The sequence below is a fragment of the Xenorhabdus sp. NBAII XenSa04 genome, from assembly GCF_963866145.1.
GTDB classification, from domain to species: Bacteria; Pseudomonadota; Gammaproteobacteria; order Enterobacterales; family Enterobacteriaceae; genus Xenorhabdus; species Xenorhabdus indica.
In genome coordinates, this window is sequence record NZ_CAWMEB010000451.1 from 1 (window position 1) to 11861 (window position 11861).

Consider the following 11861-nt stretch of genomic DNA (forward strand, 5'->3'; position numbering starts at 1 on the left):
TCAAGTTAGATTGGTATAAATATAACACTACATATCATTAGCAAATAATGACAAAAATAAAAACATAAAGTTATGGCTAACGAATTAACTTATTCAATGTTCATTGAACAAAAAATAAAACAAAGTAATACTGATAAAATAGAAAAATGAAAATTTAACTGAAAATCAACATAGTAAAGTTAAATTAATCTGTTTTTAATACGTTTTGATATATCCAATAGAAAAATGGTAAAATAATGCGCTGTCTATTATTTTGGATTTTACAATCAATGAAATATCTACAACAATCTAAAACTACAACATATTCAGGCGTGAAACTGTTTACCGATCTTGTCGGACAGCGTGTTTCTCCCGGAGTATATTGGGACTCATCCAGTTATCGTGCAAAGTTCGCTTTACGCAGCCTTTTTACGCCTATCTCTACACTTAAGCTACTGGACAGAATTGCTAATACTCCAATTTATCTGGATATTTTAAAGAAACAGCCTAGCTTACCTTGTAAATTACATCGCCCATATCTGAGTATTAACTTCAAGCGTAATCAGATTGTCGGTGCACTTAGTGAGCATTATAGAATTTTATTTCAACAGATAACACCCACTGTTATTAATAAGATATTTAATACTAATTCTTATTTACTGGCCACTATCCAGGGGAAAAATGAATCATTTAATGTATATATAGATTCTTTAGACAACCTGAATAAAGAAGGTGAACTTGCGCTATATATGACTACAGAAAAAAATGTCACTTTGGCAAAATGTGCATTCACCTTATTAACTATTAATGGCAAACAAACATTGTTTATTGGTGTCTTACAAGGCCCGGCCAAAAGGGATAATTCTCTGGATGTTATCCGTAATGCAACTAAAGAGTGTTATGGCCTGTTTCCTAAGCGTTTATTGATTGAATCTATTTGTCGTTTTGCTGAACATACGAATTGTGAACAAATCTTAGCTGTCAGTAATGAAACACATATTTATCGTAGTATCCGCTACTGGCATAAGAAAAAGCACCTGATGGTAGCGGATTATAATGCTTTTTGGGAGTCTCTGAATGGCATCAGGAAAGAGAATAATGATTTCCATCTGCCATCCAATATCGAAAGAAAATCATTGGATGAAATCCCCAGTAAGAAACGCGCAGAATACCGTCGCCGTTATCAACTACTGGATGATTTAGATAGCCATATCAAAGCTTCTCTCACCAATTAGCCATCATTAGGAAGTCGTTCCTGATGTGATGCTTAGCGGGGCTTCGCCATTAGCCAGATAAGATGGCTTTTTATGGCAGGCCACTCGCTACGAAGAATGCTATATACGCAAGTATCCCGCATTGAACCATCCCTTGTTCGTGAATGGCAACGTAGAATACCATCCAATTTTGCGCCTAAACGCTCAATTGCCCTGCGACTCTGGTGATTCAGGAAGTGAGTTCTGAATTCCACAGCAACACAATCCATTTTTTCAAACGCATATTCCAGTAACAAGAATTTTGCCTCTGTATTAACAGGCGTACGTTGAACTGATTTTGCATACCATGTCGAGCCAATCTCCAGTCTGGGAAGATTGGCATCGATATTCATATAAGTCGTCATTCCAATTGCTACATTCCTTTGATTATCAATAACGGTAAAAGGCAACATCTTTCCCTGCGCATGAAGAGCTAAACGACGCTCAATTTCTGCTTTTACCCCATCCGGCGCTGGCACACTGGTATACCACAATTGATGTAATTGTCCATCTTCAATGGCACGCGCGAATTCATCATGTCGTTCCTGCGTCAAAGGTATTAAAGTGACATTCTTTCCAGTCAGAGTGATCCATTCGGTTATGTTTTGCATCGTGTTACTGTCCTTATCTTAAATAACCATTAAGTTACAACGAAATATTTTTTGTTGCTATAACCTTCGTTTTTCAAATTACTACTTTGTTGACGATATCTTGAAATCTGTTGGGTATAGATGATTTCATGATATCTGTCACAATCAATTAACAAAGTGATTCCAATCGGGCTGGAACCCTCTAAATTTGATAGCAATCTCATCCGACCACTTAGCTAACAGCTAAGTCATATTGAAAACAATAATACTGTGTGTGAGTCGTCAAATTATTCGATGGAGAATGTAATGAGCAATTACCCTCATCTGTTTACCCCGCTGGATTTAGGCTTTACTACCTTAAAAAACCGTGTCTTGATGGGCTCAATGCACACAGGGCTTGAAGAACATCCTAATGGAGCCGAACGATTGGCCCAATTCTACGCAGAGCGGGCTGCTGGTGGTGTAGCGTTGATAGTCACAGGTGGTATCTCCCCCAATCCGCAAGGCGTTGTTGCAGCAGGAGCAAGCATTCTAAATAGTGAAGATACTTTGCCCCATCATAGGATCATTACAGATTCAGTACATCAGGCTGGCGGTAAGATTGCCCTGCAAATCTTGCATACCGGGCGTTATAGCTATCAGAAAAACCTCGTTGCTCCTTCAGCCATTCAGGCTCCGATCAACCCCTTTATGCCTAAAGAAATGTCCGACGCGGATATCCAACAAACTATCAGGGATTTTGCTCACTGCGCTCAGCTCGCACAACAGGCCGGTTATGATGGCGTTGAGATCATGGGTTCAGAAGGCTACCTCATCAATCAGTTTCTGGTTGTCCGTACTAATCATCGTCAGGACAAATGGGGAGGAAGTTTTGAAAACCGTATGCGCTTTGCCGTGGATATTGTCAAAGCAGTACGCGCTATTGTCGGAAAACGCTTCATTATTATCTATCGCCTTTCTATGCTGGATTTAGTGGAAGATGGCTCCAGTTGGCAGGAAGTCGAACAATTAGCACTGGCGATTGAACAAGCTGGTGCTTCCATCATCAATACCGGTATCGGCTGGCATGAAGCCCGTATTCCAACAATCGCCACAATGGTGCCCAGAGCCGGATTTAGTTGGGTCACCAAAAAGCTGATGGGGAAAGTCAGTATTCCCTTGATCACAACGAATCGTATTAATGATCCCCATGTTGCAGAACAAATCCTTAGTGAAGGCTGCGCAGATATGGTTTCTATGGCTCGCCCTTTCCTGGCAGATGCTGAGTTTATTTTAAAAGCTGAACAGAACCGTGCAGATGAAATCAACACTTGTATTGGCTGTAATCAGGCGTGTCTGGACAGAATATTTGTCGGGAAACTGACTTCATGTCTGGTGAACCCACGAGCCTGCCATGAAACAGAATTTATCGCCGAACCGGTGAAACAACCCAAAACTATCGCAGTGATTGGTGCCGGACCGGCTGGCTTATCCTTCGCTGTTACTGCCGCCAGTCGCGGACACCATGTCACGTTATTTGAACGAGAAAACAGAATTGGCGGGCAATTTAATATTGCCAAACAAATTCCCGGCAAAGAAGAATTCCATGAAACACTGCGCTACTTTGAGCGCCAATTGGCATTGAATGGTGTTGAAGTAAAACTGAATCATACCGCAACAGCAGACCAGCTTGCTTCGTTTGAAGAAGTGGTCATTGCCACCGGTATCACGCCACGGACACCGAATATTGATGGTATTGAACATGAAAAAGTGCTGACTTATCTGGATGTATTAAAACATAAACGTGATGTTGGCCCATGTGTTGCCATTATTGGTGCTGGCGGTATTGGCTTTGATACAGCGGAATATCTGAGCCAGAGCGGACAGAGCAGCAGCCTGAGCAGCCACGCATTCAGTCAAGTATGGGGTATCGACCAGACGCTTTCCCATCGTGGTGGATTACAGCCAAAGGGTGCACACATGGAACGCTCACCACGAAAAATCTATCTATTGCAGCGCAAGGATGCCAAAGTCGGGGAAGGTTTAGGTAAAACTACCGGTTGGGTTCATCGGGCCAGCTTACTGATGCGGGGGGTCACTATGTTAAACAGTGTGCAATACTTGAAAGTTGATGATCAAGGGCTGCATATCCTGCGCGATGGTGAGCAACAATGTCTTGAGGTGGATAACGTAATTATTTGTGCAGGTCAGGAGCCATTAAAAGAGCTTTACCAACCTTTGCAAGCAATGGGTAAAAACGTATATTTGATTGGCGGAGCTGATGTCGCCGCCGAATTGGATGCCCGCAGGGCAATTGATCAGGGAACTCGACTGGCAATTAAGATTTAGTAAAAAAATAAAAGGCTAATAATAGGGGAACGGTGATAACAACCGAACGGTTCATTATCACCGTCTTATTTCTGCGACTGATACAAATTAACGCTCTGCTAACTGTTCCGATGTTTGTCTTGCTTCTTCTGCCTGACACACCGCAGCCGTAAAAAGTACGTCTGTTGAGGAATTCAGTCCCGTTTCAGCCGAATCCTGCAATACACCAATAATCAAACCTACTGCTACAACCTGCATAGCAATCTCATTGGAGATACCGAACATGCTACATGCCAACGGGATCAACAAGAGTGATCCACCCGCCACACCTGATGCGCCACATGCTGCAATTGCTGAGACTACACTTAACAGTATTGCCATTGGGATATCAATAGCTATGCCCAGGGTATTTACCGCTGCCAGCGTCAATACGGTAATAGTGACAGCAGCTCCCCCCATATTAATCGTTGCTCCCAAAGGAATTGAAATAGAATAAGTATCCTCATCCAGATTCATACGACGGCACATTGCCATGTTAACCGGAATATTAGCTGCCGAGCTACGGGTAAAGAATGCAGTTACGCCACTTTCACGTAAGCAGGCAAAAACTAAAGGATAAGGATTACGGCGTATTTTCCAATAAACAATCAATGGGTTAACAACCAGTGCAACAACAATCATACAACCCAATAGTACAACCAACAGTTGTGCATAGCCAAACAACGTTTCGAATCCTGTTGTGGCGATAGTGGAGGCAACCAAGCCGAAAATACCAAGGGGAGCCAGACGAATAACAACACGAACAACTAGGGTCACGGCTTCGGCCAGATCCTGCACCATTGATTTAGTTGATTCCTTTGCATGGCGTAAAGCGATACCCAGACCAATCGACCATGCCAGAATACCAACATAATTACCTTTCAATATCGCATCAATCGGGTTAGCAACGACGTTGAGCAACACTCCTCTGAGCACTTCAACAATATTTTCCAGTGGTGACATCTGGGCATCATTAGTCGCCAGAATTAATGTTGATGGAAACAGTATGCTGCCGATAACAGCGACCAGTGCTGAGAAAAAAGTTCCGGCAATATAGAGAATCAGAATTGGTCGGATATTGGTTTTCTGACCTTTTTTATGGTTTGCAATAGAAGACATTACCAGAACCCACACCAGGACTGGTGCGACAGCTTTCAAAGCACCAACAAAAAGGGTTCCCAATAGACTGACTGATTGCGCGGCAGAGGGCATTGCCCAGGCCAGTAATACCCCTGCAACTAATCCAATAATAATTTGAGTGACGAGGCTTCCTCGTACAATATATTGCACAAAGCCTTTTTGTTGTTTTTCCATAATCTATCCATTTGATATTTAGGCTTAATAAGCCTGTTGTTTTTATGTTTGCTTTTCCAGTATAGAAAAGTACAGAGAGCGAAAAAGAATAATTAATAAAAATCTACAATCAGCTCAACAATTGATAACAAAATCGTCACATTTGTGTGATCAAAACGACAGATTCGCTGTTTAATCAGATATTGGCGAAATGCAAAGAAAAACAAAAAACTAAATTTTTTATTTTAATTCAAATGGTTAAATGAATGATTAGTTTTGGGTACAATACTTGTGATCGACATTAACGCCAATATTATTGATGGATTAATTTCGCAATCGGCCGATAAACGATGAATTTTGTATCTGGAAAAATCAGGAATTCAGGCAGATGAAAGAGTAAATAAGTAAATAGTGCGGTTTTGTGAAAATCTCATAAAACAATTAATCAATTGATATACCTGAGTGATTTTATTTCCCCCCTTATTAATGTTCAATTGCTCACCAAAATTTTCTGTTTCACTACTAATGATTTTGTTAGAGTGTCACTATCACTTATTAATGCCTTCTGAAAGGTATTTAAAGGTACTTTATTGACAATCTTAATATAATGCTTTGTATTTTCTTGCTATATAATAGAAATGCACCATAAACACACCATAAAAGTAAGATGTAATCCTTAACCCGCGTTTTAGGAACATTTGATGGAAATTGTAACAGACCTCATTTATGCACTTTGGCACCAAGATTATGAAACACTCGCTAACCCGTCATTGGTATGGGCAATCTACCTTCTGCTCTTCACAATCCTGTTTCTGGAAAATGGCGTGTTACCCGCAGCATTTTTGCCAGGTGACAGCTTACTCATATTGGTTGGCGTCCTGATAGCCCAAGATGCAATGTCGTTTCCCACCACGTTAATCATCCTTACTACCGGTGCAAGCCTCGGTTGTTGGGTAGGTTATCTTCAAGGAAGGTGGCTTGGTAACACCAAATTAGTCCGGGGCTGGCTATCACATCTTCCTTCGCATTATCATCAACGCGCCCATAATCTGTTCCACCGTCATGGGCTATCAGCCTTGCTAATTGGTCGCTTTCTTGCGTTTGTCAGAACATTGCTGCCTACATTAGCAGGTCTTGCAGGATTGAATAATGCACGTTTTCAGATGTTCAACTGGTTAAGTGGTTTCTTGTGGGTAATTATCCTGACGACTCTGGGTTATGCTCTTGGTAAAAGCCCCTTGTTCCGCCAGTACGAACAATACCTTATGAATTTTCTGGTGTTATTACCCGTAGTTCTGTTACTCATTGGCTTAATTGGCAGCCTGACGTTCATCTGGCGTAAGAAACGCACAAATAACTCTATTCAATAATTCCAAATTTAATAACTCTAACTTCCACATCGCCCTGTAGCATTACGGCAGGTAACTTGTTACAGGGGCTTTCTCCCGCTATTCTTGGTAATCATTTAGGATTAATCTGCCATATTAGATGACAATTTTTCACCATTCAGACTTTAAACTCCGCATAAAAACGTCTATGTTAGAAATTCATCCACCGTATATATGAGGAGAGTTCCATGCCACAGATGAAAAACTCTGAAGAATTACGTGCTGAATTGCAATCCCTTGCGGATACGTTGGAAGAAGTTCTAAACAGTTCCGAGGATAAGTCCAAAGCTGAGTTGGAAAAATTACGCAGCAAAGCAGAAAAAATGGTCAAGGATGCCCGCACAGCTTTTAGTGATGCCAGTGATAAACTGACAGATCAGACAAAAGAAATAGCAAGCTGTGCAAACAGTTATGTCCGTGACAACCCCTGGACTAGTGTAGGTATCGGTGCCGCCGTGGGTATCATACTGGGCGTATTACTGGCAAGACGCTGAAATGACCCAATCATCCCATTCACAAGGTCCGGGAAAAGGAATATTTAATACCTTACGGCGAGTGGTAACTCTGGTTGTCGGTATGGTTGAGACTCGTATTCAGCTTGCAGCCGTTGAGTTGGAAGAGAGTGCAGCCACACTGGTACAATTATTGTTGCTGGTAGGGTTCACGCTGCTATTTGCGGCCCTTGGTATAATATGTCTGTTAATGTTGGTCTTTCTGGCTGTCGATCCGGCCTACCAGACTACAGTCATAGCCATTGCAGCAGGAACTCTGCTACTTCTCGCCGTGTTTGGCACAATTTGGGCTATCAGGAAATCCCGTCGGCTGACTTTTCTCAATGCAACTCGTGAGCAACTCAGGATAGATCGCAAGATGTTGGAGAATGACCATGAATAAATCACGGCGTCAGCAACGAGAACGGAAAAAACAAGCATTATTACAAGAAATTCAGCAGCAAAGACAATCTCTCTCAGCTTATGGCCAGCATTGTCTTACCATCACCCGCTCTTACGATCATGGTTGGCAGACACTACTCTCTTTCAAACCTTATTTTGCTATTGGTAGTGGTATATTACTGCTCTATGGCATTCGTCATCCCCGAAAACTTTATCACTGGTCACGTCGCCTGATTAGCATTTGGACACACACCAATATCCTACGCAATATATTGAACGGGCGTTAATCATTTTTATTGCTTTTGTCCTTCTTCAAATCCCTTTATGTAAATTGGGTTATTTTTTCAAAAAAATTGTACTAAACTGTTAATATTCCTTACTATCAACCCGTAATACCTCTCCTTAGAATACTCTCCATCAAGAAAATATTAGCTAATTGTGCTTTTAGAACACATACCTGGAGATGTTCATGAAAAAATTTGAAGATAGTGGCTTATTAGTAGCGCGTATTTTAATGTCAATCCTGTTTATTATTGCAGGCTATGGAAAATTAGGCAGTGCTTACGCAGGAACGCAAGAATTCATGGAAGCCATGAAAGTTCCTGGAATTCTACTGCCACTCACTATCTTACTTGAACTCGGTGGCGGAATTGCCGTGTTGTTAGGGCTGCTGACCCGCACTACAGCAGTGTTTACTTTTATTTTCTGTATCCTGACTGCAATTCTGTTCCACTCTGATTTTTCAGATGGCATGAACCAGACTATGTTCCTGAAGAATTTCGCTATCGGTGCGGGTTATCTCATGCTGGCAATGATAGGGCCAGGCAAATTCAGTATTGACGGTGTACTGAATAAGAACTGGTAATTGCCTGCTATTACAAAAAAAGCCCCTTGCCTGTTTACCTGTAAGAGGCTTTTTGATTCATTATTTCATAAATAATTTGGGGATTTCTCGCAGACACCAGGTCTTAGCTTCCCCCATCCTGTCACGCCGCCATGCCATAATAATGTTAGTTTCATGGATATATTCCGAACCAATAACCCGCAGACGCCCTTCTGCAATATCATTTTCCACCATCGGATATGGCATTGTTGCAACTCCCAACCCCGCCAACAATGCCCGTCGTTTATCTTCCAGTGAACTAACCGTTAGGCGTGGTTGTTTATCCAAAAGTTGAATTGTCAGTACCGGGCGTTCCCTTGCTGTATCAGCCACGGCTATCCCACGGTACTTAACCCGTGTGGCATCAGATAACGGTTCTGGTTCAAGATGAATAGGATGCTCCACACTGGCAACATAGACGTTTTTTATGGAATAAAGTGCTCGTGAATTGGTTTCCGCAGATGCCCTGAAATGAATATCTGGTGCAATCACAATATCTGCATGGCCCGTTTCCAGTCGTTCCCAGGCGCCAGCCAACACTTCGGTCATTAATGAAAGCTGAGTATGCGCTTTATTTGCCAGCCTATCCACAAGAGGAAATAATGACTCAACGGGAAACAGCGCTTCACAGACAATGGTCAGTTGAGTTTCCCAACCACGGGCAAGAGCTTGTGCATCTGCCGTAAGTTTGTCCGCCGCTTCAAGTAATAGCCTGCCCCGATCAAGCAACATTCTGCCGACATTAGTAAACTTTGTACGATGCCCAGAGCGGTCAAACAACACCACATCCAGCTCTTCTTCCAGTTTCTGCATGGTATAACTTAATGCAGAAGGCACCCGCCCCAATTCATCCGCTGCTGCGGCAAAACTTCCTCTCCGATCTATCGCATCCATCACCCGTAAAGATTCCAGTGTAAGCGCTCGTTCTTTCCCCATGCTCTTTACCTATATAGCTCTCAATCAGTAAATTTGAATATAGAGAACAGATTAACTGGCTAACATTTCAACGTCCAGAGAATTAAGATCAAGTGCAATAGGTCTATAACAAATAAATATATGGCAAGCAGACGTATGGTAAAGAGATAGTTGTCATGATAATAACCAGAACAGCAAATCAATGCGGGAAAGCCGATTATGGTTGGTTAAAAGCCCGTTATACTTTTTCATTCGGCCACTATTTTGACCCAAATTTTTTGAACTATGGCGCACTTCGGGTACTTAATCAGGAGAGCCTTGCCCCAAAAGCAGAATTCAAGCCAAAGGCTTATCCCCATGTCGATATCCTGAATATTATCCTGCAAGGAGCAGCCGAATACCGTGACAGTGCCGGAAACTATACTCAGGCCCGTCAAGGAGAGTGCCTGCTATTCTCTACCCGTCAGGATCTGCGCTACAGTGAGCACAATATCAGTAATAAAGTACCGCTGAACCGCCTGCAACTCTGGCTTAATGCCAATCCACATCAGGCACCACAATCCGTGCAGCGTAGAATGTTATCTGATCAACCCTTGACTCTGTTGGCCTCGCCCACAGCCGAAAAAAACAGTATGTCCCTGCGCCAATCAACCTGGATAAGCTTTCTTATGCTTCAAGCTAATGGCACCCAGACAATACCTCTGCAAGGGGGACAGGCTTATCTGCAATCTATCAATGGTAACGTTGAGATCCATGCTCAGAGCCATACCAGCGACCAGTTTAATGTGAGTATCAAATGTGGGGATGGGATATTTATTCAAGACGAGCCACAACTGCGCCTGCGGGCAATCTCTTCATTTCAGGGCTTGCTAATCGATTTGGGGAGCTAATATCTCTGCCTGAGTATCAGTCTAAAATGAATAAGCCCTATAAAGCAGAGGCTCTATAGGGCTGAATCTGTGGAGTCGGCCGATAAGCCGGGTTCTGTCGTGGACAATCATTCATCTAGGCCAGAACTTACGCGCTGGCTCAAGCAACCTACCCGGGTTCGATACGGGCCGTACCATGTGAACCTCTATTTGGTCTTGCTCCGGGTGGAGTTTACCGTGCCACGAACTGTTACCAGCCGCGCGGTGCGCTCTTACCGCACCCTTTCACCCTTACCTGATCTCAGCTTCTTACAAAGCTGAGCCATCGGCGGTTTGCTCTCTGTTGCACTGGTCGTAGGCTTTCACCTCCCAGACGTTATCTGGCACCCTGCCCTGTGGAGCCCGGACTTTCCTCCCCTTTACTCCTTTACTTCCGAAAGAGACTCCCGAAAGAAACAGTAAAGCAGCGACTGTCTAGCCAACTCCGGCGCGAATTATAAGGGGTTTATCACCTGATGTATAGGGGTTTTCATGTTCCCGCTACTTTCATGTACTTTCTTCGGTTTGCTCAAGAGCATAACGGTATAAAGCATTTTTCTTTACGCCATGAATGTCTGCCGCCAGTGCCGCAGCTTTTTTCAGCGGAAGCTCTTTTTGTAGTAATGCCAGTGTTCGCAAGGCTTCTGGGGAGAGACTATCATCTGCTGGTTTGCGATATCCTTCAACAATCAGCACCATTTCTCCCCGCCGGCGGGTTTCATCTTCTCTGATCCATGCCAGTAACTCTCCAGCAGGCATTCCCTGAATAGATTCCCATGTTTTTGTCAGCTCCCGTGCTAATACCACATAACGATTTGCGCCCCACACTGTGACAATATCTTCTAAACTGTCCAACAAGCGATGTGTGGACTCATAGAAGATCAATGTCCGCGGCTCCTGCGCCAAATCGCGTAATACATCCCGGCGCCCTTTACTTTTTGCCGGCAAAAAACCTTCGTAACAAAAACGATCGGAAGGCAGCCCTGCGGCAGATAATGCCGTAATTGCTGCACAAGGCCCTGGCAATGGGACAACATTAATACCAGCTTCACGGCAACGACGGACAACGTGATACCCCGGATCATTGATCAACGGTGTTCCGGCATCAGAGACAAGAGCAATACTCAGACCTTGCTGCAATTTCGCAATTAATTGATCTGCTTTCTGCTGTTCATTATGATCATGAAGTGCGAACATGCGCGCATTAATGGCAAAATGCTGAAGCAATAAGCCAGTGTGTCGCGTATCTTCGGCTGCAATCAGATCGACATGTTTAAGAACTTCAAGTGCACGCTGAGTGATATCCCCCAGATTTCCAATAGGGGTTGGTACAACATACAGCGTAGATGTCGTAACCACTGCTCGATTGGGTTGATTCATTGTTTCATCCGAATGACCGATTTAAAATTGAGC

12 protein-coding genes and 1 other RNA gene are annotated in these 11861 nt (G+C 43.1%); 8 read left to right on the plus strand and 5 right to left on the minus strand.

The window, feature by feature from the left end:
- The first annotated feature begins 269 nt into the window (after positions 1-269).
- Entirely contained in the window at positions 270-1214 is a 945-nt protein-coding gene (locus AAC147_RS19685) for a VirK/YbjX family protein (protein WP_047684207.1), read from the plus strand.
- Positions 1215-1246: 32 nt separating this feature from the next.
- Here AAC147_RS19685 and AAC147_RS19690 read toward each other — a convergent pair whose 3' ends face one another.
- On the minus strand, positions 1247-1843 hold the full coding sequence (locus tag AAC147_RS19690; protein ID WP_047684149.1) for a GNAT family N-acetyltransferase: 597 nt from the start codon (positions 1841-1843) through the stop codon (positions 1247-1249).
- A 285-nt stretch (positions 1844-2128) separates the two neighbouring features.
- On the opposite strand from AAC147_RS19690, the gene AAC147_RS19695 reads away from it, so the two are divergent.
- On the plus strand, positions 2129-4150 hold the full coding sequence (locus tag AAC147_RS19695) for an oxidoreductase (RefSeq protein WP_047684152.1): 2022 nt from the start codon (positions 2129-2131) through the stop codon (positions 4148-4150).
- Positions 4151-4237: 87 nt separating this feature from the next.
- Here the strand turns inward: AAC147_RS19695 and sstT are convergent, their stop codons facing one another.
- A complete protein-coding gene (sstT, locus tag AAC147_RS19700; RefSeq protein WP_047684155.1) occupies positions 4238-5482 on the minus strand; it encodes a serine/threonine transporter SstT in 1245 nt (414 codons plus the stop codon).
- A gap of 680 nt (positions 5483-6162) precedes the next feature.
- On the opposite strand from sstT, the gene AAC147_RS19705 reads away from it, so the two are divergent.
- The 5 genes from AAC147_RS19705 to AAC147_RS19725 all read left to right on the plus strand — a co-directional run bounded on the left by AAC147_RS19705 (position 6163) and on the right by AAC147_RS19725 (position 8607).
- Positions 6163-6831, plus strand: a complete 669-nt coding sequence (locus tag AAC147_RS19705; RefSeq protein WP_047684158.1) for a DedA family protein — start codon at positions 6163-6165, stop codon at positions 6829-6831.
- A gap of 206 nt (positions 6832-7037) precedes the next feature.
- The gene (locus tag AAC147_RS19710) at positions 7038-7343 is read left to right on the plus strand and encodes a DUF883 family protein (protein ID WP_047684160.1); all 306 of its coding nucleotides are present in this window, start codon (positions 7038-7040) and stop codon (positions 7341-7343) included.
- A 1-nt stretch (position 7344) separates the two neighbouring features.
- Entirely contained in the window at positions 7345-7743 is a 399-nt protein-coding gene (locus tag AAC147_RS19715) for a phage holin family protein (protein WP_047684163.1), read from the plus strand.
- On the plus strand, positions 7736-8029 hold the full coding sequence (locus AAC147_RS19720) for a YqjK-like family protein (protein WP_047684166.1): 294 nt from the start codon (positions 7736-7738) through the stop codon (positions 8027-8029). The genes AAC147_RS19715 and AAC147_RS19720 overlap by 8 nt, the downstream gene beginning before the upstream one ends.
- A gap of 182 nt (positions 8030-8211) precedes the next feature.
- Positions 8212-8607, plus strand: coding sequence for a DoxX family protein (locus tag AAC147_RS19725; protein WP_047684168.1), 396 nt, complete (start codon positions 8212-8214; stop codon positions 8605-8607).
- Between the two features lie 60 nt (positions 8608-8667).
- On the opposite strand, the gene AAC147_RS19730 is transcribed toward AAC147_RS19725, so the two are convergent.
- Positions 8668-9561: a LysR family transcriptional regulator gene (locus tag AAC147_RS19730; protein WP_047684171.1), complete on the minus strand. Its 894-nt coding sequence runs from the start codon at positions 9559-9561 to the stop codon at positions 8668-8670.
- 155 nt (positions 9562-9716) lie between these two features.
- Here AAC147_RS19730 and AAC147_RS19735 point away from each other — a divergent pair, with 155 nt between their 5' ends.
- The gene (locus AAC147_RS19735) at positions 9717-10430 is read left to right on the plus strand and encodes a pirin family protein (protein ID WP_047684173.1); all 714 of its coding nucleotides are present in this window, start codon (positions 9717-9719) and stop codon (positions 10428-10430) included.
- A gap of 67 nt (positions 10431-10497) precedes the next feature.
- Here AAC147_RS19735 and rnpB read toward each other — a convergent pair.
- Positions 10498-10895: RNase P RNA component class A (gene rnpB / locus AAC147_RS19740), an RNA gene on the minus strand.
- A gap of 60 nt (positions 10896-10955) precedes the next feature.
- Positions 10956-11828, minus strand: a complete 873-nt coding sequence (gene rsmI / locus AAC147_RS19745) for a 16S rRNA (cytidine(1402)-2'-O)-methyltransferase (protein ID WP_047684176.1) — start codon at positions 11826-11828, stop codon at positions 10956-10958.
- Positions 11829-11861: the final 33 nt, after the last annotated feature.